The organism is Candidatus Babeliales bacterium, from assembly GCA_036260945.1.
Classification (GTDB): Bacteria; Babelota; Babeliae; order Babelales; family JACPOV01; genus JACPOV01.
This window is the reverse complement of sequence record DATALT010000002.1, coordinates 388224-412138: the sequence shown is the minus strand read 5'-3', so window position 1 is coordinate 412138 and position 23915 is coordinate 388224. Positions and strand designations below refer to the sequence as shown.

20 protein-coding genes are annotated in these 23915 nt (G+C 39.0%); 11 read left to right on the top strand and 9 right to left on the bottom strand.

Going from position 1 to position 23915, the window contains the following annotated elements:
* Positions 1–99 precede the first annotated feature (99 nt).
* From VHO47_02665 to VHO47_02630, 8 genes are all read left to right on the top strand, one after another.
* Positions 100–564: a hypothetical protein gene (locus VHO47_02665; protein HEX2977995.1), complete on the top strand. Its 465-nt coding sequence runs from the start codon at positions 100–102 to the stop codon at positions 562–564.
* A complete protein-coding gene (locus tag VHO47_02660) occupies positions 554–976 on the top strand; it encodes a hypothetical protein (GenBank protein HEX2977994.1) in 423 nt (140 codons plus the stop codon). Before VHO47_02665 ends, VHO47_02660 begins: the two co-directional genes overlap by 11 nt.
* Complete coding sequence (gene murD / locus VHO47_02655) at positions 963–2348, top strand: UDP-N-acetylmuramoyl-L-alanine--D-glutamate ligase (protein ID HEX2977993.1); 1386 nt, start codon at positions 963–965, stop codon at positions 2346–2348. The genes VHO47_02660 and murD overlap by 14 nt, the downstream gene beginning before the upstream one ends.
* A 68-nt stretch (positions 2349–2416) precedes the next feature.
* Entirely contained in the window at positions 2417–4054 is a 1638-nt protein-coding gene (locus VHO47_02650) for an alkaline phosphatase family protein (protein ID HEX2977992.1), read from the top strand.
* Positions 4055–4121: 67 nt separating this feature from the next.
* Complete coding sequence (locus tag VHO47_02645) at positions 4122–4433, top strand: hypothetical protein (GenBank protein ID HEX2977991.1); 312 nt, start codon at positions 4122–4124, stop codon at positions 4431–4433.
* 9 nt (positions 4434–4442) lie between these two features.
* Positions 4443–4799 (top strand): hypothetical protein, encoded by a 357-nt coding sequence (locus VHO47_02640; protein ID HEX2977990.1) that lies wholly within the window; start codon positions 4443–4445, stop codon positions 4797–4799.
* Entirely contained in the window at positions 4800–5321 is a 522-nt protein-coding gene (locus VHO47_02635; GenBank protein HEX2977989.1) for an NUDIX domain-containing protein, read from the top strand. It abuts the gene before it with no gap.
* Positions 5322–5371: 50 nt separating this feature from the next.
* Entirely contained in the window at positions 5372–5989 is a 618-nt protein-coding gene (locus VHO47_02630) for a hypothetical protein (GenBank protein HEX2977988.1), read from the top strand.
* A gap of 117 nt (positions 5990–6106) precedes the next feature.
* On the opposite strand, the gene VHO47_02625 is transcribed toward VHO47_02630, so the two are convergent.
* Positions 6107–7399 (bottom strand): FAD-binding oxidoreductase, encoded by a 1293-nt coding sequence (locus VHO47_02625; protein ID HEX2977987.1) that lies wholly within the window; start codon positions 7397–7399, stop codon positions 6107–6109.
* 133 nt (positions 7400–7532) lie between these two features.
* On the opposite strand from VHO47_02625, the gene VHO47_02620 reads away from it, so the two are divergent.
* Complete coding sequence (locus tag VHO47_02620; protein HEX2977986.1) at positions 7533–8030, top strand: hypothetical protein; 498 nt, start codon at positions 7533–7535, stop codon at positions 8028–8030.
* Positions 8031–8034: 4 nt separating this feature from the next.
* The gene (gene ftsW, locus VHO47_02615; protein ID HEX2977985.1) at positions 8035–9144 is read left to right on the top strand and encodes a putative lipid II flippase FtsW; all 1110 of its coding nucleotides are present in this window, start codon (positions 8035–8037) and stop codon (positions 9142–9144) included.
* A 127-nt stretch (positions 9145–9271) separates the two neighbouring features.
* On the opposite strand, the gene VHO47_02610 is transcribed toward ftsW, so the two are convergent.
* Complete coding sequence (locus tag VHO47_02610) at positions 9272–10747, bottom strand: hypothetical protein (protein HEX2977984.1); 1476 nt, start codon at positions 10745–10747, stop codon at positions 9272–9274.
* A gap of 592 nt (positions 10748–11339) precedes the next feature.
* Between VHO47_02610 and VHO47_02605 the strand changes: the two genes are divergently transcribed.
* Positions 11340–12470: a hypothetical protein gene (locus VHO47_02605; protein HEX2977983.1), complete on the top strand. Its 1131-nt coding sequence runs from the start codon at positions 11340–11342 to the stop codon at positions 12468–12470.
* 28 nt (positions 12471–12498) lie between these two features.
* On the opposite strand, the gene ligD is transcribed toward VHO47_02605, so the two are convergent.
* The 7 genes from ligD to VHO47_02570 form a co-directional block, all read right to left on the bottom strand.
* Positions 12499–13371, bottom strand: coding sequence for a non-homologous end-joining DNA ligase (ligD, locus tag VHO47_02600; GenBank protein HEX2977982.1), 873 nt, complete (start codon positions 13369–13371; stop codon positions 12499–12501).
* An 86-nt stretch (positions 13372–13457) separates the two neighbouring features.
* Positions 13458–14180 carry an MBL fold metallo-hydrolase gene (locus VHO47_02595; GenBank protein ID HEX2977981.1) on the bottom strand — a complete coding sequence of 241 codons (723 nt, stop codon included), beginning with the start codon at positions 14178–14180 and terminating at the stop codon, positions 13458–13460.
* Positions 14177–14890, bottom strand: a complete 714-nt coding sequence (locus VHO47_02590; GenBank protein ID HEX2977980.1) for a DNA polymerase ligase N-terminal domain-containing protein — start codon at positions 14888–14890, stop codon at positions 14177–14179. The genes VHO47_02595 and VHO47_02590 overlap by 4 nt, the downstream gene beginning before the upstream one ends.
* Positions 14891–15054: 164 nt before the next feature.
* Positions 15055–15741: a hypothetical protein gene (locus VHO47_02585; GenBank protein ID HEX2977979.1), complete on the bottom strand. Its 687-nt coding sequence runs from the start codon at positions 15739–15741 to the stop codon at positions 15055–15057.
* Between the two features lie 26 nt (positions 15742–15767).
* A complete protein-coding gene (locus VHO47_02580; protein HEX2977978.1) occupies positions 15768–16241 on the bottom strand; it encodes a hypothetical protein in 474 nt (157 codons plus the stop codon).
* Positions 16242–16262: 21 nt separating this feature from the next.
* Entirely contained in the window at positions 16263–17780 is a 1518-nt protein-coding gene (locus VHO47_02575; protein HEX2977977.1) for a leucyl aminopeptidase, read from the bottom strand.
* A 154-nt stretch (positions 17781–17934) separates the two neighbouring features.
* Complete coding sequence (locus tag VHO47_02570; protein ID HEX2977976.1) at positions 17935–23913, bottom strand: hypothetical protein; 5979 nt, start codon at positions 23911–23913, stop codon at positions 17935–17937.
* Positions 23914–23915: the final 2 nt, after the last annotated feature.

The window sequence follows — 23915 nt, the reverse complement described above, 5'->3', positions numbered from 1 at the left end:
AATATCCTTCATAATATCAATTTTTTGCAAACAGCCTTTAAATAAGTATACTATCGGTATTCTTTTTAGCCAATCGTATTGACAGGGTTAGGGTTTTTAATGTTTTTTTTCTTGTTATTGTGCATTTTTTTGAGCAACCAATTGATTTATACAATGGAGAGTAAAGGGCACAGTGCCGCTAACACAATTATTCTTAAAAAAGGAACGGATAAGATTGGCATCGTTTCGCTCGGATCTGAAAAAAATATACGCAAGATTTTTGGTGATCATATTGCAACCGCCCTATATGCAATTGAAGAAGAAAATCCTGGCTTTCCCGGAGAGCTTTTACTTGAACTGCATCGCGATATTTATCCCAAAATTGATCAACGAATCTTAAAAAATGTTAATAACATTACTTTTTTTGGAGAAAAGAGGAAAAATAAAGACCAATTTTTATTTTCCGTGCATATAGATTCTGAAAAAAAAGCAACGTACCATTTCTCTCCGGCCGCTCTCGCAAAGAGTTTTGACGTGCCGATAGAACAAATTTTTAAGCCAAAAGAGATCATCGATGATATTTAAGACGCTTTTTTTAATGGGTATCTTTTCTCCATTATTTCCAATGGATTGGAACGAAAAGCCATCCCTTTTGATATCGTTTGAGAAAAAATCGACTATAGCACATATTTTTGGCCTCAAAGCTGGCAATGAATTGATTCTGCAAGCTCAAAATAATAAAACTGAGCAACCTTTTACCCCATTCTATAAGCATGAGATGATAAGCGGTATTCCTAAAATAATTCCTAAAAATTGGTGTACGTATAAACAAATAATTTTTGCTGATCCTGAAATGCGACCGATGTTTGCAATAATTCCCGTAAGCACCGAACAGTATAGATTTCTGTTTGACCGAAACAAAATTAATTTTGAATCATCTTCGAAAGTATATCTTGCGATAATTAAAGGAGGTTCAGCTACTCATGGCACTAAATGATCTTCTGACTTCTCGTAAGTCCCTGGGAATTTGGGGGTTTGGTGTGGTCGGTAAATCCGTTGCGCAATTTCTTACCGATTATCCGGTAAAATTATCGGTAATGGAGAAGCGATCACTTTCTGATCAAGAGAAAGAATATTGCACTCAGCATTCGATTACTTTTTTTAGTGAAGAGCAAAAAAGTGAGTTCCTAAATTCTAATGATGTTATCATCCCAAGCCCAGGAATTGATCTGCGCGATGACGCACATTATCGTTCTAAATTCTTAAGCGAACTAGACATCTTTTCTGAAATTTTTACAAAACCGATAATCTCGGTAACGGGAACAGTTGGAAAAACTTCAACAACCCATTTTCTTTCTACCTTTCTTTCTCAATCGATGCGAGTTGCAACCGGTGGTAATATTGGGACCGGGATGCTGGATTTAATTGCTCATCAAGAGAATAAAGATTGTGCTGTTCTTGAGCTCTCTAGCTTTCAACTTGAATATTGCAAAATGTTCGCACCGCAATTGGCAATTTGGACAAATCTCTATCCAAACCATCTGGACCGACACGGCACGATGGAACAATATTTAAAGGCAAAGTTGAATATAATGTGCAATCAAAAGAGTGGGCAACATGCCTTAGTGCCGGTGGACCTTTTAAAATTTGATGCGATTAAAAATTATTTGGCCTGCGCTCCGCAATTAGTATCTTTTTTTTCTGAACAAAAGATCGATATACATGAGTTGAATGCAATAAAAACGCATAAATTATTTTGGATTGAAGATGATAAAATAGTGGTGCATCAAAATGGCTTAACCAAACCACTCATTGCAATTGAAGAATTACCTAAGCATTCATTTGTGGAAAATTGGATTGCTGTTGTGGCCGCAGCAGAAATTTTAAATAAGCCTATCGATCCCATACGTACTATTTCTTTTGAATCTGATGTACTCAGCCATCGGCTGGAGGCAATTAAAACCAAACAAGGAATAATTTTTTTTGATGATTCCAAAGGGACCATCGCGCAATCGACGCTCGCGGCAGTTCGATCATTTAACAATCAACCGTTGGTATTAATGCTTGGTGGATTGAGCAAGGGCGTCGATAGATCTGCATTAATTGCTGAATTGCCATCCACGATCAAAGCGATCATTTGTTTTGGAAAAGAGGCTGATCAGCTTGCACAATGGTGCGCCGCGCGCAATTTCATACATTATTCTTGCCCAACCCTTGAAGACGCCTTTCAAGCATGCACCAGCTATGCCGACGCTCAAACGCCGGTTCTTTTCTCGCCCAGCGGCTCAAGCTACGATCTTTTTACCGATTACAAAATGAGGGGTAAACGGTTTAAAGAGTTGGTCGCGCAGCATTACACGATTTTATAATTATTGACCCATCTCTATATATTGGTGCCACGCCTCGTTTATTTTGAAAATAAACCTAGAGGAGTTATATGAAGTTCGTGCATCATTATTTTATTTTATTCCTTTGTTCTATAGCGCCAGCAGATCTTTTATCCCAACCTCCACGACTTATTATTACGTTTGTTATCGATCAACTTTCATGTTCGAATTTTATGAAGCTGTCGCCCTATTTTACTGGTGGATTTAAACGTTTACTTGAGAATGGTGTTGTGTTTAGGAATGCAACATGGCCCCATTCACTACCAAGTACGGGCCCAGGACACACGGGATTGGTGACTGGGACTATTCCATCGGTTCACGGCATTATCGGTAATGATTGGCCCGATCAAAATGGCAATAAGGTTATGTGCGATGGCGACACTCCGGAAAACGCGGCAGTTTTTTCACCTGATGGTTTTTATGATTTTGGTAAATCAACGCGCAATACGATGGCCGATACCGTTGGCGATCAAGCGATGATTGCATCAACGGCAGAGCGTCCGTTTGCTGTCTATTCTATTTCAGGAAAGAGCAGATCAGGAACTGCAATGGCCGGAAAGCTTGGTAAAGCAATTTGGTTCGATGATAACTCCGGGCAATACACATCGAGCAAAGCTTTTTTTGATGAACTTCCCACCTGGCTCACTTCATATAATGATCAGATCAAAAAAAAGATTACTGCGTATACGTGGCAACCGTATTTTATCACTTCTCATAAAGCATATTCTTGTACGAATCCAAATAGTAACAAATATGCGCGCGCAGAGGAGATTTTGAACGTACCCATGGAACTAAATGAGGAGAATCCAAAAGAATTTTATCATCTGATTGAAAGAACCCCCCTTTATCACGATTTAATTCTTGGCTGTGCCACAGAATGTTTAGATCACTGCCTGAAGCAAGATCCCGTGCCCACGATTATTTTGTGGATCGGATTGAGCGGCACCGATAAAATAGGCCACCTTTTTGGCAACAGCAGCAAAGAATATTGCGATATTCTTTATCACCTTGATGCACAACTTGATAGATTTATGAGAGAAGTTGGCACCAGAATTAACCCAGTCGATACCCTTTTTTTACTTACATCAGATCATGGCAGTATGCCAATTGTCGAACTCCTTACCGAAAAGAAATTTAATTTAGCAAAAAGAATTAATACGGTTGATTTAACAAATACCTTAAATAAAACTGTTGAAGAAAAAATCGGAATACAAAATCTTATAACGTTAGTTGATACGCCCAATATTTATTTTGATCAGAAAATATGGAATTCCCTGGATCAAAAAAAACAATCCACGGCCCTAAAGTTACTAAAAAAAACGATCCGTAAAACACCTGGCATTAAACAGGTATGGACCTACAAAGAGCTAGAAAAAGCTTATTTTCATTTGTGGGATAAGGGGCAGCTTTATAAAAATCAACTATTTCCAGGGCGATCAGGCCAATTAATTTTTCAGGTTTACCCGTATGTTTACGCAAGTAAATATACAACTGGCGCGGGACATAAAACGCCGTACGAATACGATATACACGTTCCGCTTATCTTCTATCAGCCAAACATTATTTCAGATAAACGGGTAGATAAACCGGTCTTAGTTCCGCAAGTAGCGCCGACCATTACCTCCATTTTGCAAATACCGCGCCCATCGGCTGCTTTATTTGGCGAATTGCCAGGTATTTCGCATTAAAAAACGTGCAATGAATTCGAGAGTAATTTACACTTATCGCAAATCATATAAACCTTTTGGATGCACCATGTTAAAAAGACACACAATCATATTATTCATTATGCCATTTTATCTGAACTCGATGGATGATAAACAACTTATACTTGGATCCCAATATTATTTTACCAGCGGTAACTTGCAAGGAACAATCGTGACCATTGAGGATACCGCTGAACGACTTATGGGTAGTACTTTTTTATTACATATAAAAAATACGTCGCTTAACGATCCAGACGGTAAACCTGTTAAAAAAGAGAAATCTTTAAGAAATGTTTACTTTGCAAAAGATGAAAACGGCCAAGGATATTTTATTGATTCTTCTATGGTTGAAAAAAAATAAAGGAAAAATATGTTGAAAAAATTATTAATTCTCAGCGTCATTCTACAGAATACTATTCTAGCCCTGGAGTACGAAAAGCAACTTGAAAATGAATCAGTTATCGTTTCACTGATAAAAATAATGCCCCAAGAAGAAATTGGTCTGCATTACGATATTTTTCCACAAGTGGTTTTCGCGCTTCAAGGCGGCAAAATTACGCGACTAGAAGCTGATGGCTCAACGACTGACGTTGAATTCCCAACGCAGCAAGCAGTATTTAGGCCTTCGGAAGATGAATCCAAAATTCATAGAAGCGTCAACAATGGATCTGATGCAATCGAGCTTATTATTGTACAATTAAAAAACCAACTCACTAAAAACCCATAAATGAACCTACATAATATTCAAGACGATGAACTTCTAGATATTGTAAACGATGAAGATAGAGTAATCGGTCAGCAATATCGCTCTGTAATTTATGTAAATAATTTACATAATTATCGTGGCATTAACGGATTTATTAAAAACTCTCAAGGACAACTGTGGATTCCGCGGCGGACGGCGCATAAAAAACTTTTTCCTTTAGCACTTGATACCAGCGTTGGCGGGCACGTAATGTCTGGAGAAAGTTATCTTGAAGCATTTGCGCGAGAGACGAAAGAAGAATTAAATCTTGATATTTCAGAATTAAAACATAAACAAATAGGTTATTTTACGCCAGCAAACCATTCAGTTTCCGGTTTTATGCACGTATACGAAATAGTATTGGACACAGAGCCGCATTATAACAAGGCTGATTTTATTGAATCATACTGGCTTTATCCGCATGAAATTATTGAGCGGTTGCATAACGGCGATAAAGCCAAAGATGATTTATCAAAACTCATAAAGCTTTTATATAAGTGCTGACGGATGTGGTTGTTCTTTCATTCATAAAGAATTTCATTGGGTTTTTATCTATGTTCCAGATGTTTTGCTTAAACGGAATGGAAATAGAATCCAGTTTTGAAGGTATAACTATAGCTAATTATTATGAAGCTGAAATTGATAGGCTTAAAAAAGAAAATGAAAGATTAAGAATAAAATATGCAAAAATAAAAAAAGAAAGATCAGAGATCACCACGGAAATGATTTCTTTTCGTTACAATTTTCTAGCGAGTTTGGACAGAGAAAACAAACTTAAAGATCTATTAAATGATAGGTCCAATAGTCCTTCCTTTAAAGAAATATGTGAGCGGTTCAATCGTGCTTCACTTCAAAACTTCTCGATGAATCAAGTTCGTTTTTTGAGCGCTGTCGCAAACCTTGGGGATGCGATGGAAAAATCTCGGTGGAAATTAATTGAAACCAAACCAATTGATGACTTTATGTGGATACATGATTTTACAACGAATTCTTTAACAAAAGCTCAAAAAAAAATAACTGAACAGAATGCTCAGATTGCTAATTTAGAAAGAAGTATTGCCAATAATTTTCAAATACCGAAACGATACGTGATGTATACTATTATCGGTACCTTAGGAATTACCTGGTTTTATACACAATTTTTCCCCTTACCTTGCGTGGTTCTGAAGTGAAACTAGAATTCGAGATTAGGGCTAAAGACGATTTATCAAGACTGTTAAACATTTGTATCTATAGTCCTCCAATCATCGTGAGTGATTTTTTACACAGTTAAAAATTGTATCGAACGATTATACGCTTCCTACGGTCAAGAAATTTGACAATGCAAAAGTTAATCGCGTTCCAAGCAGATGATTTGCTAGTGGTCCGAGCGTAAACGAACGATCTGGCGAAAAATATGGATCAAATTCTGCGTTATTATCCAGCATGCAATCGGCGCTATATGCTCCAAGTGCAGCTGCCCAAGGCAATCCGGTAGCGGCTGCAATATAATAGACCGATTTCATAGTTTGGTCTCTTCCGGCAAGCGGAAACAAATCTTTGCTGACGCCTATTAAGCCTGGCCACATATATTCAAATGAAACTGGAAAATGGGGATATTTTTTTTCAAAATAATTTTCAAGCAAAGCTGCTGTGCTCATATTATTATGCGTTTCTTTTTTTGCATAGGTATCAATCAGCCGAGCTCCGCCAAGAAGTAATCTGTTTTCGCCCGTAATCCTATAATAATGGTAGACCAAATCTGTATCCCACACCATGCAGAGCTTATCAGGAAAAATTTTCTGTATATCGGTATCAGAAAGCGGCGCCGAAATCATAAGATTTGTTTGCACATGATACAAATTGTTTTTTAAAGCGGGAAGCGAACGCGCAAATCGGTCGGTGCAGATAATAATGTGCTCAGCTTGTACCTTTCCTCCAAACGTCGTCACTACATGATCTTTTATATCGATCACCGGCGTTTCTTCGTAAATACGAACTCCGGTTTTTTCAAGCACCTTTTTCATGCCAGCGCAATAGCGATAAGCATGGATGCCAAACGTATCTGCGTAGCGCACCGCACCAGAATAATGCTCACCAGTTATTACTTGACCGATTTCATCATGCGTATACAAACGACTTTCATAATTAAGTTCCTGGCGCGTTTGATATTCGCGTCTAATTTCGTTTGTAAAAGCACGATCACTGGTGGCGACTACCAATGTATCCTGTTCTTGATAATCGCAATCGATTTCATGTTTTTTGATGTTTTCTTTAATGATGTGAACGCCCGAGAGTATGAAATTCCAAAGTTTTCTCGCTTCTTGGGCACCATACTTTTCTTTAAATGTGCGAAGTGGCAATTCCGAATCGGGCGTAATAAATCCAGAACTTTTTCCGGTTGCGCCGGAGCCACAGAAATTTTTCTCAAGCAGAACGACTCGCAGACCACGCTGGGCAAATGCTTGCGCCGCAGAAAGGCCCGCCATACCGCCTCCAATAATGACAACATCGGTTTTAATTGATTCTTTCAGAGGACGGACTTCATTTTTTTCTAAATACCAAAAGACTTGATCGTACGGTAATAAGTTTGGATAGTTCATGTATATTCCCTTTTTTTTCATATCTTCGAATTTAATATTGTAGCAAGAAAAAATAATCGGTAAGCTTGCAGCATAAGATCAAGTTAATACATTTTTTTATAGTCAAGCAGTTATTCAACTAAAAAAGGAATACATGATCAAACCAAAAATAATGACAATCTTGTGTATTTCAACCTTTACTTTTAACGTTGTTTGCCAGGATCCACAGTCCTTCTTTAAATCATGCAGAAAAGCTATTTACGGCTGGATTTCTGGATTTAAACCTCGAAGAAGTATGCCGCACGCCCATACTGCGAATGATCCTCGAGTAATGAAAATTTTTAATGGGCCATTCAAAAATGAGGAATTTTTTTTTGAACAGCCTCTTCCTAACTCCGCGGTAAATCTTTTTGACTTAAACGACCAATTTCCGGTTGGTTCTTATGTCCAAGTGATAAGTGAGCAAGATCTTAAGCCTCATTTAGTGGAAGAATTTAATAAATATCAGCGTGGTGAATTTTTAGGCAATAATGCTTTCTATAAAAGTGAACCTCTCTTTAAGGGAAGAATCTTTTATGGCACGCTTTTGAGTAATAAGCGATCCGTATGTATTCACGAAAGTTGGCTCGAGCAACCCGTTGGTGTGAAATAAAGAAATGTATATAGAGCAGAAGCGACTCAAGACCGATCTGCGTATTTTCTTAGGAGTGGTTTGCGCGCTCATTGTACTCGGATTAATTTTCGTGTACTCATCAAGTTCTGTTTTCGCGCTTGAAAAATGCGGATCAGCCCACTATTTTGTCAAAAAACAATGTTTTGGGATCCTGCTTGGTTTTTTCGTGTTATTAATTACCCGTTTTTTACCATTATCACTGATTGAATCTTGCTCATCTCTCTTTTATCTTGGCGCGTTAGGATTAACTGCGCTTACCTTTGTTCCCGGTTTAACTCTTAAAATTCACGGTTCAAATCGTTGGTTATCGTTGGGCGGGTTTTCTTTTCAGCCAAGCGAACTTCTGAAAATTACCCTTTTAATGTACCTAGCTGCCTATTTAACTAAAATGACCGGTAAACGCAATTCTATAAAAAGTTATCTTCCATTTTTGACTCTCTTTGGCGCTGGATGCCTTTTGCTGCTCAAACAGCCGGATTTTGGTATGACCGTAACGCTCACTTGCACCGTTTTTCTTATTTTTTTTATTATGCAAATAAACACTAAATTGCTTTTGAGCGGCGCAGCACTTAGCATCCCGGTTGGTACAGCCCTTATTTACATGAGAAGCTATCGATTAAAACGAATTACGACATTCTTTAATCCGTGGAGCGATCCGCAAGGTTCCGGTTTTCAACTTATTCAATCACTTATCGCTATCGGATCGGGCAGTTGGTTAGGCGTTGGGATTTCAAACTCTCGCCAAAAATTCTTTTATTTGCCAATGCAGCATACCGATTTTATTTTCGCCATCATTGCAGAAGAAACGGGATTTATCGGCGCTCTGCTCATTATTTTTCTGTATATGCTATTTCTTTATTTTGGTATGCGCATAGCGTCGAAATTGAGCAATCCCTTTGCCATGGTTGTAACGCTTGGTTTCGTGATCATGACGAGCCTACAAGCAACGATAAATATTGCGGTAACCACTGGCCTGCTGCCAACTAAAGGCATCGGCCTGCCCTTTATTAGTTACGGAAATTCCTCACTTATTTGCAGCCTTGCAATGATCGGCCTTATTATGAATTGCGTTGCCCACAATAGAAATGCGTAGCTTTTTTCTTTGAGCTTTTTATTAACATTAAATTCTTGCGAAGATTTAATAGAGTCTTATTCTTTCTATAAGAGTGGCGTTGTCAACGCCTCATTCAGCCCAAATTCTGGAGATAAAATAAATAGCTTTATGAAATGGTACACTCATCGCCATCATGATAATAGAGCTCAGCGACTTTCTTAAGATTTGGCAAGTTTGTAGCCCATAGTTTATATTTTGAATCAAGCAGCGCCGGACGAGTCGAATATAATTCATCTTCAGGGATGTTTCTGAATCGATTTACCGTATAATGAAATTCCAATTCCTCAATACTATCAGGCAAAGCCAGCTCAAAATTATCCACTGCCGAGGACCTAACCTTTAAACTCGTCAGATTGGTAAGTTCCTTAAAATTCTTAGGATGTGCTTGTTCCTTATTATTGCCATCATAAATGAAAGTCAATCGTTTGAGAGAAAGAGGTAACATGGGAAATTTAGATAAAGATTTATTAGAAACAGTAATTTCCTCTTGAGGAAGCGGGGCATAAACTATTTTCGTCTTAGCAAGATTGGGCAGATCTTTAGCTGACCATTTATAAAATATTTCATCAACAGTTGAAAGAATTTGATCATGATTAACACATTCTTTATTTGCAGGCCAACTTTTACCATAAGGGACCATGTAGGTCACTTCCAGTTGCGCTAAGCTTTTGGGTAAAATCTCTGACGAAACACGTTTATTATGCTTTCTATTTAGTTTCAAACGCGTCAGCCGGGTAAGGTGTTCCAGTGGTGGCCGTCTAATGACTCCTTTACCATCAGGAATCAATTCCAAAATAGTTAATTCCAATTCTTGGAGAGACTCCGGCAGATTTTGTCCAAAATCAAATGTATTATCAAGTTGAAGTCCTTTCAATGTCGAAAGCTTTTTTAAATGTGATAAATCACTCGGTAGGCAGATGCTAGTGTCGTTGCCGGTCACATTAAGTTCTTCGAGAGTCCCAGGAAGTTCGTATAATTTTGAACTACTTATATGATTCCCTTGAAGATTAAGTTTCTTAAGCACAGGAACAGGAACAAAAACCTTTTTTGATGGTCGAAAAACAGGTGGTTGCGCATTTCTAGTCTCATTAATTCGTGCAGCAAGAAAACCTTTTAAATCTTTTATTCCTTGATTTGACAAATCTAATGTGCCCGGTTCTGGTGAAAATATTTTAAGGCGAAGTGCAGTTTTGAATAATGTAGGTAGGTCTAGGGTGACATTCACAACTGAAGCTGCGTGTTTTGTTGAGTCGCTCACGGCGCCTTCTGGCGATTTCTGATAACTAAGCTCTATTTGCTTGAGTTGAGACTCGAATAGCTGCCCTTTACGCTTTAAGACAAACTCCTGTAATTCAAAAATCGACAATCGTTCTTCCAGAGGGGCCTCGTCTCTTTTGCGCAGTTCAAGATCTTTGTAGATTTGATCCAATTCTGCCTTATCGCTTTTTTCAATCAGCTCATTCAATGTAGTAAGTGATAAGCTTGAGAAATCTACGTTATCGCATTTTCTATTTTGATCTTCCATGGCTGTAAGTGTAGCTGCCATAAAAAATAACCAACCGAATAAAAAATTCATTTTCATAGAAGCATTCATTTAAAAAAAATAACATAATTAATCGCCCCCCCATTTTTATCACACAGTTAGAAACTTGTCACGATTTTTATTTTAAAGTTTGCTATTTTTTATTAAAAAAAAACATCCTATTATTCATGCTTTTCTCTTTTGCATTGAAGAACAACATATTTCTCGGATATTTCAATTGGTGCATTAAGAAAAAAAAAGCGAAAATAAACAATTAATTTTAAAGAATTTACAGTTCTCCCTTTCATTTATTTGCCGAGAAACAAATAGAAGAAAATATGAGAGTCCGGTTTACAAGAAATAATATGTAATTTTATTTTTTAATCGCTTGCTTCATTATGAACCCGAACGAATATAATTGAAATTAGTAGATAATATTAATAAATCGACTATTATTAAACAATAATTACTGAATGAATTTTTTATTGAATTTTAGCACATGATTTCTTCGCAAATTATTTTATTCACAGCCCTAACTTACGTCTTTGCTATTTCTGGGATGGAAAAACGCCCACAGATTTTTAGTTCATTTACAAATAAGGCGTTTACTAAGCGAATAATATATCAAAAATATGCAGGCACAGGATTTTCTTTGCTAGAAAAAAAAGATACTAAACCTGAGAGCATAAAACTTTCAACGCGAATTGCTGCATTACCTATTCCACTACAGCAAACGATTCTTTCCCGAGTTCCGGTCGATAATAGATTTGCTATTGATAGCAGCGTCTCGGTCCATGTAGAGAAAAGCACGATTAGTTTGTTTGTAGCAAAAGATACCGCGCTATCCCAAAATAATTTTTATGAAATTGATAAAACACTCTATGATTCATTTGCGGTTGGCACTCTCCCACCAAAAAAACAGGATAATGCAGTTTGGAAGTCCCTAGATGGAGATAAACTAACAATCATAGTAAGTGATCAAAACACAGGGCAACTTTCTCTGTTAAAGCGAGCATCTCTTGATGCCCAATGGCACGTAGATGAAGAATTTCAAAAATCTTCTACCTATACAGGAACTACTCATTCAAAATTACGAAACTATTTTCTAAAAAATGATCGCTTTCTCATTATGTGTTCTGGTCAATCAAAAGTGACCATGTATAATTTAAAAGATAACACAACAATGGAAATGTCTTATTTTTTGAGCAATGCAAATGATTATAAAAGCAACGCAAACTTGCCACATCTTTCTGGCATCAGTTTGCCATCTGAAAACGCGCCACATTTATTTCCCATGGTTACTAACGATGGCTTTCCTCATTACTTAATGAAGATTTACAATACTCAAAACGGGTGTTTTTGTTATGAAAAGCCCTTTCCACACAGCACCGAAATTTCCTCGCTTGGATTAGATTCTCAACCATTATTATTAAAAGATTTGCCTGATTCAACTAAAGATCAAATCAATAAATGCACCGAGTTGGCCAAGTATTTAGAAAAAGAGCCCAATGCAGCACGGTTGGTTGGCGAAGCTAGAGAGTTTTTAGCGTTTCGTTGGAAAGGGTCGAAAGATGGTGAAGCTATTGTAGCAAAGCTCTGCGATCCGAATTACATTCATAATAAATACAGATTGATTGCTTTTACGCAGCATGGACAATATGGAAATATTTTTAAGAGCGTTTATGAAAAAACTAAAGCGTGTAATGATCAAGAGCGCACATTCTTTTCAGGTTTCTATGAGTTTGCCGAGTTGTTTCTTCAAAATATGTACTTATATAAGTAAAAAAGTTACCATGAATTATTACTAGTTTTTACTTCTTAATCGACTGCCTCACTTTAAAAAAATCTTTCCATGGATCTTTGATTGAATCGAGCCTCTTAAAGATATTCTTTATCGTAAATTGTTGCGCAGATTTAATCTTATCGAGTTCTTGCCATGAAAGTGGCGTTGCGACCGGGGCTCCCGCGATTGGCCGGACAGCGTAGGGCGCAACGGCAGTTGCCCCGAATCCATTGCGCAGATAATCGATAAAGGTACGCCTACCCCTTTTTTTTATGTTCAATTCCGTCGTGATTGTTTTAGGATTATCTTCCGCTATTTTTTCTGCTATCGCGCGTGCAAATTCTTTTACTTCGTCAAAAGTTGCCCGCCTATTGAGCGGAACGGTAACATGCAATCCATGAGCGCCGGTTGTCATCACGAACGATTTTAATCCTAAACGATCTAATTCTTTTTTGACAATCCATGCAGCTTCTTTAACCACTTGAAAATCTTTGATGGATGGATCGATATCAAAAATCATACGATCTGGATTTTCTAATTTATCGTATTTACTGAGCCATAAATGAGGGGTTATGCAATTTTGATTTGCTAAATAAATAAGCGTTGCTTGATTATTGCACACTACATAATGCGTTACGCCCCCTTCTTGTTTTTTTACCGAAACTCGCTTAATCCACTGAGGAAAATATTCGGGGGAATCTTTTTGATAAAAACCATCATGTTTTATGCCGTTTGGATAACGCACCATCGTAAGTGGATGATCTTTCATATAAGGAATCATGTAATCGGCGATATCAAAATAATAGTTAATTAAATCGCCTTTAGTGATTTTTGTTGGAGCAAAAAGAATTTTTTCAGGATGTGAAATTTCAACTACATACCGCCCCGCCTTAATACTCATCCCTTCTTCCTTTATTTTTTGCGCGCACAGCGCGAATGACAAGCAATGTATGCTCGATACTAATACGAAAATAAATGAGCGAAAAATCATAACGGTATTTTTAATCCATCATACGCAATCATCGTAATAACCCGAACTCGATCTCCTAATTCATGGATGATTTCATCAGCCTCATGCGGATCCATGGCAGTAATTTCGGTGCCGCAGTGGGTAACGATCATGCGCGAAATTTTATTTTTCTTGCACCATTGCAATTGCATAATTATGGGCGCATGCCCCACCTCGGTATTATTTTTTTTCCGTACAAGCAGCGAACGTTTAATAATTGCGCCATCACCAATATAAAGATCCACCCCTTCAAGTGCTTTTTTTTCTTTCTTTATTTTGACGACATCAGGCACATAAAAAATAGTATGTTCATCATCAGAAATGCGAAAACCAACTGCCGGAGCTTTTAAAGAATGCATTACCTCAAACGCTTCGATCGTTAAATCTCCTGCTAAAACAGGATCGCCTGGCATTATCAGGCGGCATTCTTCAATTTCATATTTTTTTACTTCTTGCCAACTTTCAGGCGTGGTAAAAACAGGGCATGGCGTTTTGGGCGATAGGCCTCCCGCATGATCTGGGTGTGCATGAGTAATAAAAATTGCATCAGGATTAATAGTTTTTAGTTTTGTTTTCCAGTCAAGCCCGGCATCGATCATTATTTTTGATGTACCTGATTCTACGAGTAATGAAGAATGGCGTAAATGCCGCTTCGATTTTATTTTTATGTTGCCGCGCGTTCCAAGAAAAGTGAGTTTCATGACGCTTCCTCCTTGGTTATCTGTTTCATGGTTCGCCCAGTTAGTGCGGAGCGCTGATTAATTTTTGAGCGGGGTGTGCCGGGCTCATCATGCATTTTTATCATGAGCCATTGATTGTTTCTATCTGAATCCTTATAGCGGATAAGTGCATAATTGCCGTGAAGTTTTTTCCCGTCGAGGTTTACTTCTACTTGTCCATTTTTTAAGGCTGTGTTGATTGGGACCGGTTTTCCGTTTTTCATTTTTATATTTTTGTAGGTGCCAATATCCCACACCATGACCGTGCCGCCACCATATTCCCCTTGCGGGATTGTTCCTTCAAATGTTGCATAATCCAGGGGATGGTCTTCGGTCATAATTGCTAAATGTTTTTCTTTTTTTGTTGGAATGCCTTTTGGAACTGCCCATGAAACGAGCACTCCGTCGATTTCTAACCTAAAATCGTAATGCAGATGCGATGCAGCGTGCTTTTGTATCACAAATTTTAAATTTTTATCTTTCCTTTTATTTATTTTGAAATTGAGTGGTTCGCGCGTGTGCGAAAAATTTCGCTTGGATTGGTAAGTTATTAATTTGTTTTTCCTTTTATTAATCATCTTACCCTCGCATCCTTGCGCATTAATAAATATAATTCCGCTCAATACTATTACAATTTTTTTCATATTGTTCGTTTCTAAAATTAACGTTGTTATGAGTAGTAATGAAGCCATTCCGTTGTTCACTCTACTACCGTGCGCTTTCGCATCGCAAGAAAGCTTTACCTGCGGTGTTTATTTCTTAACATATTGATTAATTATCAGACAATAAAAACACAAAAAAATAAGAGGCGCCTTTTTAGGAGCGCCTCTTATTAAAATTTAAAAAACATTATATTTTAAATGTTTTTTACCATTTTTTTGACCGAATCTGAAAACGTTTGCGGTGCATTCATAAGATGCGTTTTAAGATTGCCAAAGAAATTCATTACCGTTTGTGCGTCGGCACCCTTATAATAAAGTACCCCCGCTGCTGCCGCAATTGCTGCTGTTCCGGTAACTGCCATCGTGCACCATGGGTGCTTTTTGGCAATCGTCGCAATTTTGGTAAATACGCCATTCTTATAAAGAACGTAAGAAATAGTACCAACCGTTAAAATTCCTACCGCACCAATTCCATAAAGTACCGCCTGATTTTCAAGAAGCGGCGCGAAAGATATGGTATCAAACTTAGGAAGTTTCCAGCGAGATTCGTCGCTTGCCAAGGTCGTCTTTCCTTGTAGCTGAATTTCAGGAGTTGAGTCAATTACTACTTTTGGTGTAGTTTCCGACTGCGCACTAACAGGCTTTATGAACTCCTGGGCACGTTTAACCATATCGCTCTCGGTAATACTTTTGGTGCTCTTTCTAATTGCGCCGAAAATAGTATCGATATCATAGCGCGCTGGGAGAGTCCCGCGCTCAGCAAGCTCAGCCACAGTAATTTCCGCGGCTTGATCCATAGCGCTTGCGCTCAATGTTGCTAAAGAAAGTAATACGATGCTCACTACACTCGCTTTTTTTGTCCATACTCCATGATGTTTCATGAGCATTTTTTCCTTTAGTTATAAAATTATACGTTTGAAGAATCACTGCCAGACGAATCTGCATTCCAAAACAACCAAAAAAAACCTAGCGCCGCCAGAACTGCCGCGGTAGTTCTTTTTGGGTTATTAACAATTGCAGCTTTAATTTTTTCAATTCTTGATTGTTCATGTTGTTCAATTTTTTTTACATCTTGTTGTGCACCAACAAGCCCATCGTTTTTTATTTCTGCTTTTTCTTGCGGTGCTATCACAGGCTTTTCTTCTTTTTGAAGAACGATTGGCATCGGCCGCGTTTTTGATTTTTCAATTTCTTGGAGTGGTTTTTGCACTAAAGGTTTTTCTGCAGGAACCTTTGGAAGCTGCTTACTGTTATTTTTTTCTTTTAACCAAGAATTAATTGCCTTGCGCCCATGCTTTTCACTATCTTGAATGTATTTATCATCAACCGCACGTACAAATGAAATGTTCAAAACAGCAACTATTAAAATAAATTTATTCATATTTTTCCAATCTAACTATTATTAGTTCCAGTTCATCGCGAGCTCAACAAGCAAACGCAATCCAGCTCCAGTCGCGCCTTTATCAAAATAAGCAATATCAGGAACTGCAAATGCGCTACCCGCAATATCAAGGTGTGCCCAAGGAATATCGTCAACGAACGATTGCAAGAAAAACGCAGCGGTAATTGCGCCTGCACGATATTTTGCACTTCCGCTATTGCATAAATCTGCAACGTCGCATGCGACTGCCGGTTTGAAATCGTCATCCATAGGCAAACGCCATACACGATCGCCCGTCGTTTGAGCAGCTTTTTCAATTTTTTCTGCGAGTTCATCATGTTGGCTCATGAGGCCAGTAAAGAACGGGCCAAGAGCGTAAGCGCACGCACCGGTTAATGTCGCAATATCGATCATCGCATCAGGTTTATAATGTTTGACTGCATAAGAAAGCGCATCTGCTAAAATCAAACGGCCTTCTGCATCAGTATTTTTTACTTCTGCCGTTTTTCCGTTATAAAAACGAATAATATCTCCAGGTTTTGTCGCGGTTCCGCTTGGCAAGTTTTCAGATGTGGGCACCAAACCGATAATATTTATTTCAGGCTTGAGTTGCGCGATAACGCTCATTGCGCCAATAACTGCCGCCGCACCAGCCATATCATCTTTCATTGTTTCCATGCTTTGCGCTGGCTTAATGCTTAAGCCGCCAGAATCGAACGTGATTCCTTTTCCGACGAATGCAATTGTTGGAGCATCTTTTTTAGTGGTTTTGTATTCAAGAATCGCTAATTTGCAATCTTGCTCAGAACCTATAGAAACAGCTTCTAATCCGCCCATTCCCATTTTTCTAATTTCAGGCTCACCAAAAACGGTCAACTTTAAATTATGATCTTTTGCAACATCTTGCGCATGGCTCACGAGCACTGTTGGCGTTAATTGCGAAGGCGGCATATCAACCCAATGACGCGTATTATTCACGGCCGCTCCAATAATTGCTCCCTCTTTATAACCACGCTCAAGTTCATCTTTTTTTGCATCTTTTGAAATCGACCAATCAATGGTCAGATTCTTGTTGACGCGTGATTTTTCATCAGAAAAAAACTCATCAAAACGATACGATGCCATCGTTGAACTTATGATAAGATTCTTCGCTAAATCAAAATCTGAAATCCCAAATAACTTTGATGATGGTAATTCAATTGCGCATGACACAGTTTTTCGCGCTTGCATCGCACGAATAAGAGACGCCGTTGCACGACGCAAAACTTCTATATCGACATGATTTTTTTTATTTATTTTTCCTAAACCAACACAAAAAATTGTTTTAGGATGACCATCTACCGAAATCGAAGCGGTAGCGATTTTGCTTTTTTGGCCCGCAAAATCGATTTGTTTCAAATACTCTTCCATTGCTGGAAAGTAGCGATTTGCCGTTTCTTGTAATTCACTAGAAAACGATTGGCCCGCTGGCATAAAGAATGCAATTCCTTGTGCCTTGGTATCTGCCACCAAATTTTCATTAAAACGAAATGTAATCATAAACGTTCCTCACGCATATTCCTTATTTTTTAAAACCTAAAAAATAGGAAAATAACAATTAAGAATCATGTTTTTTATTCTAGTTAGAGAGTATAACATGCAAAGAGCCGAGTTTCCACTCGGCTCTTTTGATAATCAGATCTCAATCCTACTGTTATCTTGTCCGACGCACATTATTCGGCACTCGTCGAGTGACGGATGTTTGTTTTGGTGCAGGCGAAATCAATTGTCGTGCCGAAGCCCTTTCGACTGGGGCAATTCTTTGAAATGCTGCGCTTCTCTTTGCCGGCGCCGGTCTCTTTATTGGCGTTGGACGCGGCGCAGGAAGATTACCTTTGTTTGCTGGCATGCGATAAACAAGACCCGGTTTTAGCTTAACCGGCTTATTATTTCTCGTTATAGGATTGCCGAATCTATCGTATCCCGGTTTTCCATTAGGATCTTCCACTAAGGTGACCGAAAGATTAATGCGAGCAAGCAGCGTATCAAGTTGGCTCGCAAGCAGTGCCCCTACCGGATAAACCCCACCGGCGGTCGCCATTGTTGGGTCAAACACGACGCCATTTGCCAGATCAACGTACCAGTTATTCAGCTTATCCTGATAATAGGCAAAACCCTTGTCGGTCGGGCTCAGCTGATAAACGAATCGATCGCTAGCAGCATCATAAGAAACCCTGCTGAGCGAATCGGAAAGAATTTTGCTCGCATCAGAATTGGCCGGAATTCCATGAACCATCGTTTGATCAACTGTTTGGAGCGAATCGGTCGATGGCAATTTGTGAACCAATCTTGTTTGCCCGCGACTATCGGTCACGACATTAAGCCCCCAAGCGCATTGCTTCCAATAGCTTAATTTCAATTTTTCCAGAGCGTTCACTTCGCATTTGGTTGGTTCGTTTGGATCAAGTACCATCGTATCGAAAACAAAGTCGTATGAAATCCCGCCATCAGTTATAGTAACCCAATGAGATTGCACGAGAGGAGAATAGCTTTTCTCCTGCTTTTTAAGCGTAATGCTACCAGGAGTTCCGTCCTCTTTTTTATATGAACCAGTGAATAAACCGTTGCCCGCAGGTTTCAATTCAATCAGGTTATGATTATAAAGAAGATACTGGAAATTGAGATCGGCCTGCCCATTCCAAAGAACCATAACAGGAGCGCGCGGAGCATCAGCTTTAACATACGCCCCATTCGTTCGCGCATAGCGCAAAATGGTAGAAAAAAGCGGGCCAGGATTGTAATCGGCCAAGAAGCTGGCCTGCTGATTATCTCCCACCGGCCAAACAGAATATTGCTTTACACTTCCATCATTATTTAGCGATTGAAGAATCAGTGCGGTGCGCCCATCATCGCTTCCCAACGTGTAGCTATACGATTTACCGTCCTTCGAACGTGCGGGGTTGGCCGCTGTCGACCACAAGTGATAGTTACCATCAGTGTCTAGATAAGATGCTACAAAAAGCCCGACGCCATCTTGCCCCGCAAGGAGAAGTTCATTTTTAGTTGAGCCTTTTTTAACGAAAACTTGATTTTCTCTCAATCGCGGTTTGCCATCGATATAGTACCCGTAACCACCAACAAGATCATAATAATATTCTTTACCTGCAGAACTTATTTTTACAAAATAGGTAGCTATTTCAGGATTATAATAAAAATCGTATTTCAGTGAGGCAGATGTCGGCAAATTAGCTGCTTTTACCGCTTGCGCACTTTCATTGGCAACCTGAATCTTATTATAATTATATAGCGCATCGTTCAGAGCTTGGACAGCTGCTTTGTCTTTAGGGTTTTTTGCAAATCTTTGCTGAGCATTGCCTAGATTTATTCGCTGCTGGCCAAGCAACTTTTCCATTCCGCCCGCTTCGAGCTTGATCATAGAATCGGTTGGAATCGAAGGATGATCGGTTGCAATATCAAGGCTCTGTTTACCAGTGGCATCAACAACAATTCCCGCATACGCGCGGAGATTTTCTAGAAGCCAACCGGTAAAGCGACCTATTACAGCACCATTACTATCGTAACTCATGCCGATACCGTTATCTTTGCCCGGCTCACCAACATTGTAATCAATAAACACTTTTGGCGTTGGTGCTTGCCCCGCTTGTGCATCAGGAGATTCAAAATAATATTTTCCATCGCCAAGCAATTTTAGATAACGGGGTATTGGCATTTCTAAAAGATCTTGAATATATTGCGCACTTTTTATATTCGCAATCGTATTTGCAGAAAGCGACGCATAAATTTTCTCTTCAGCTTCTCGCTCTTGCGCAATTTGTTTTCTTTCTTGTTCTAATTGGGTGAACCATGCCTGCGTAAGCGCATTAACGCGATCCTTTAATCGCGTAATGCTAGGATTATTACTGCCCCATGTTTTTTCGAGATAGGAAACTATTTTCTCTAAAAAACCTTGCGCCGTATCAAGCGACGGATCAAATCTTTGCAAGTTCCCTTGATATGATCCTCCGCGATCATAAAGCGCACCTGAAACAAGACTGATAACAAGCTTTGTATTTTCATTTAATTTATTTCCATAAACCCACTGGTTCTCGTCATCGATTGGCCCTTCTATCGTGACAAAATAGTTTTTGATGCGGCTTTGAAGTTCTTGTGGTTGCAATCTAAGCGGATCGCTAATATCAGTTGCATCGCCATAAATATAGGCTCCATTTTTCAAATCATCTTGTGAAATGAAAAATCTAAATCTGCCAAACATCGTATTTTCATTAAATTGCTGTTCAGCGACCGTTTGAAGATAAGCGCCTTGCGTTGCCTGAATATTTTTTAATAAATTCGGCAAATATTTTTTTGAACGCTGTGCACGATCTAAAAGCTGATCAAGGTCGGAAATGGTACCGATTACTTGGCCAGATTGTTGCGCATCATGCACTTGCCCATTTGATAAACTAACTGCATAGCGCTGCGGCGCTGCCAAATTATATTCTTGCCCAAGATTTGAGGTACCATCTTTATCATCAGATAAAACAAAAAATTCTGCCGGCCAACGATCGGTTGTATATACATAACTACCATTTTTCAAGTCATCAATACTCGTTGCATACAATTCAATATTCTGAACTTGATCGGTTGTAAAGCGATAAGGCCCGAGCTCAATTTTTAAAAGCGATGGATCTTTCAGCATGCTATTTTTCCATGCTGTGAAAATGCCATCCAATTGTGAGCGGAACTGCGGCGCTTTCTGATTAATGAACGCACCAAGATATACTTTAGGATCTGCTGGATCAACAACTAATCCCTGATCTGAAAGCGCCCATTGTGCGGGAAGCGGCAATAGTTGTGCCGCCACTGTCGATTTTCCGTCAGCAGTTTTTGCGCCCGCATTAGCCAAAGCTTTTTGTTGATCGGGTGTAGGTTTTGTAGGATTTATTTCAGGATTCATAAAGAGCGTATAAAGCGCAGTTTTATCGCCTTTAAAAACAACATCTCCATATTGTGAATTCTCTTTAGAGCTTGCTACCAAGCGAAAACTTCCCGTGGGTGATTTATATACGAAGAACGGGCTTCGCTCTGGCGCCGGGTTCAGCATTTTATCATAAAAGCGTGAAGTAATAACGCTGACAAAAAATTTCACATTATCATCTGGCAGCTGCCCAACAACTAAGTTTTTATTTTCATCAATAATAAGCGGAACAACATAATCTGTCGTACCATTTTCAATTAACGGAGAATCGACTTTATAGACAAATACTCCGGCATCTGCCAACTGCTTATCAATCGACAATTGCACCGTGCCAATTTTAAATGGGCCATATTTCAGTTGCTCAGAAACATCTTTCCATTGTGCATCATAAACAGATTTCATTGCAGCTGCTTGCACTCTAATATTTTCATCAATAGGAAATTCGGCCTGAGCTAAATTAGCATCCACTTTTGAAGAATTGCCATCGTACGTATAAACGTTTCCAGAAATCAAACTTACCATCCTTAAATCGCTCGCGTTCGGCGTAAGTTGTAAAGAAGGAGTTCCGTAAGGCGAGCCGATAGGGCTCGGAGCTAAGAGCGGTTGCAAAACCGTTGGCGCTTTAGGATCAATAAGCACAACATAATCACGCAATAAAGCGCCTTGCTTACTATCGGATCCTAATTGCTTAACAATCGCTTGAATATCTGGCGTGTCTTTCGTTTGGTAAACAAAGCCCGTTGGCGGAACTGAATAAGAAACATACGGATAATTAGGAATTGCTTTTGCTACCTGTCCGCTTGAAAGCTGTTTGATCTGATCATCGCTCAACGCAGAAAAACCGGTAAGATTGAACGGACCGAACGCATAACTATTTTGCAAAACGTTGATCGTAGATTCTAAAAGCTTTCCGTACCCTTCACCCTCTCTGAGGGTAAATGCACTATTTTTATTACTCGTTTGCTCAAAAAGATCTGCTACTACAACGTCACCTTTATAGCCTGTGGCCTGTTCACGACTTTCCTCATAAACAGCACCTGCAATTCCTTGGCGCGCACTGCCACCTAATTGATCTAGATATTCCTGCACAGGAAATTTTGCTTTACCTTTAGGATCTATTTTCAATAAAGGAACTGCAGGATTTTCAGGGTCGGCTGGCAATCCCGCATTGATAAAATGATAACCAGAGTTAAGATGCAACATACGAAATGGAAAACTTGGATCGGTTATCGCAATGGGCAAATTATTGGGCCCAAGTTCACCATAATCGGAAATTGATACATAATAATTTGCATTTTGCAGAAAACTATCGGTATCAGCATCATCATTTCGCTTTGAAACTTCTGAACCACTTTGCGCATTAATCCCTACATACAGCATAAATGATGAAAGCGGAGCTCCGTCATTAATGAACGCTATCGGTACTTGCATCCAAATAGTTCCGAATGACTGCGGCTGTCGAAGCTGATCTAACTGCGCTTTGCGATTCATTGCTTCAGTTATTGGCCCGATAACAAAATTGGGTATAGCAAACGCAAAGCCGGAAATAATACTTGTAATGACATGTTCTTTTATTATGGCTTTTGCTTTTTCAATTGCTTTTAAATCAAGTGCTTCAAAATTTCCAGATTTTTCTATCCACTCTTTTTTTGCTGCATCATAATCTTCGTAGGAAGTGCGCTCACTCTCTTGCGCATTTTTTAACGCAGCTTCTTTGCTATCAACTACTTCTTTTGACCAACCATTCTTTTTTGCTTCGGCTAATTCTTCTTTTGCAGCTTTTGTTTTCGCTTGAGCGTCTTTATAATTTTTATTCGCTCGATCATATTTTGATTTTGAACTTTGGCGCTCAGAAATTGTTTGTTCTTTTTGCGCTTCTTCAGTTTGTATTTCTTGTTCTTGGAGCTTATCTTTCGATTCCAAAGCTTTTTGCGAATCGCCACCATTTTCGTCTACTGAAACTTGTTGTTGCGCTTCAGAAAGTTTTGCTTGCTCTTCGTTCACAATTTTAGTTTTAGCGTCTATATTTTCCTGAAACTTTGCATCCAGATTTTTCTCAGTTTGTACAACTTTTTCTTGAGTAGGTTTTTCTAAATCGGTTTGGCCAGTTTGTTCAATATAATTAGCATCTTCTCTGGCGCTAGCAAGCGCATCTTGAGCCTCTTGTATTCCTTTTTCTTGAGGCGAAAGCGGCTCTGCTTCGATTTCTACATTCGGAATTTCGAGTTTAGGAGCTTTTATGGGAAATTTTTCAAAAATATCTGCCCCAACTCCAAATTTTTCGAGCGTTGCCTTACTTAACGAAGGCAAACCTTTATCTTGAGCAATTTTTTCAACTTGCGTAGCAAAGTCTCCTTTCGCTTTTGATAGGAACGTTTTGAACGATTGAGGACTCTCCGTTACGAACTTACCGTTTTCAATGCTTGTGACATCGCCATTTTTAAGCGCAGCTTTGAGCTCATCCTTAAATGCTTGCTTTGCATCTTCCGGAAGATTCTTTATATCCTCAACGCTAACTCCCATTGAGTCTGCAACCTCTCGCGTTAATGCCTCAGCTTCGGCTTTACCTATAGATTCTGCGCCAACAACGCCAGCTTCTTCAGCCGCTTCGCGCACAAGTGTTGATTCAACACCTTCCATTGAAAAAACATTTTCAACAAGAATCGAGCTGAGTAATAAACTCAGCAAAATTACAACAGTTCTTTGATTGGCCATTA

Coding starts and splice junctions, on each gene's coding strand:
- VHO47_02640 (HEX2977990.1), top strand. CDS start 4,443: ATGTTGAAAAAATTATTAATTCTCAGCGTCATTCTACAGAATACTATT.
- murD (HEX2977993.1), top strand. CDS start 963: ATGGCACTAAATGATCTTCTGACTTCTCGTAAGTCCCTGGGAATTTGG.
- VHO47_02625 (HEX2977987.1), bottom strand. CDS start 7,399: ATGAACTATCCAAACTTATTACCGTACGATCAAGTCTTTTGGTATTTA.
- VHO47_02635 (HEX2977989.1), top strand. CDS start 4,800: ATGAACCTACATAATATTCAAGACGATGAACTTCTAGATATTGTAAAC.
- VHO47_02665 (HEX2977995.1), top strand. CDS start 100: ATGTTTTTTTTCTTGTTATTGTGCATTTTTTTGAGCAACCAATTGATT.
- VHO47_02650 (HEX2977992.1), top strand. CDS start 2,417: ATGAAGTTCGTGCATCATTATTTTATTTTATTCCTTTGTTCTATAGCG.
- VHO47_02590 (HEX2977980.1), bottom strand. CDS start 14,890: ATGGCTTCATTACTACTCATAACAACGTTAATTTTAGAAACGAACAAT.
- VHO47_02610 (HEX2977984.1), bottom strand. CDS start 10,747: ATGAAAATGAATTTTTTATTCGGTTGGTTATTTTTTATGGCAGCTACA.
- VHO47_02645 (HEX2977991.1), top strand. CDS start 4,122: ATGTTAAAAAGACACACAATCATATTATTCATTATGCCATTTTATCTG.
- ftsW (HEX2977985.1), top strand. CDS start 8,035: ATGTATATAGAGCAGAAGCGACTCAAGACCGATCTGCGTATTTTCTTA.
- VHO47_02660 (HEX2977994.1), top strand. CDS start 554: ATGATATTTAAGACGCTTTTTTTAATGGGTATCTTTTCTCCATTATTT.
- VHO47_02580 (HEX2977978.1), bottom strand. CDS start 16,241: ATGAATAAATTTATTTTAATAGTTGCTGTTTTGAACATTTCATTTGTA.
- VHO47_02595 (HEX2977981.1), bottom strand. CDS start 14,180: ATGAAACTCACTTTTCTTGGAACGCGCGGCAACATAAAAATAAAATCG.
- ligD (HEX2977982.1), bottom strand. CDS start 13,371: ATGAGTATTAAGGCGGGGCGGTATGTAGTTGAAATTTCACATCCTGAA.
- VHO47_02630 (HEX2977988.1), top strand. CDS start 5,372: ATGTTCCAGATGTTTTGCTTAAACGGAATGGAAATAGAATCCAGTTTT.
- VHO47_02575 (HEX2977977.1), bottom strand. CDS start 17,780: ATGATTACATTTCGTTTTAATGAAAATTTGGTGGCAGATACCAAGGCA.
- VHO47_02585 (HEX2977979.1), bottom strand. CDS start 15,741: ATGAAACATCATGGAGTATGGACAAAAAAAGCGAGTGTAGTGAGCATC.
- VHO47_02620 (HEX2977986.1), top strand. CDS start 7,533: ATGATCAAACCAAAAATAATGACAATCTTGTGTATTTCAACCTTTACT.
- VHO47_02570 (HEX2977976.1), bottom strand. CDS start 23,913: ATGGCCAATCAAAGAACTGTTGTAATTTTGCTGAGTTTATTACTCAGC.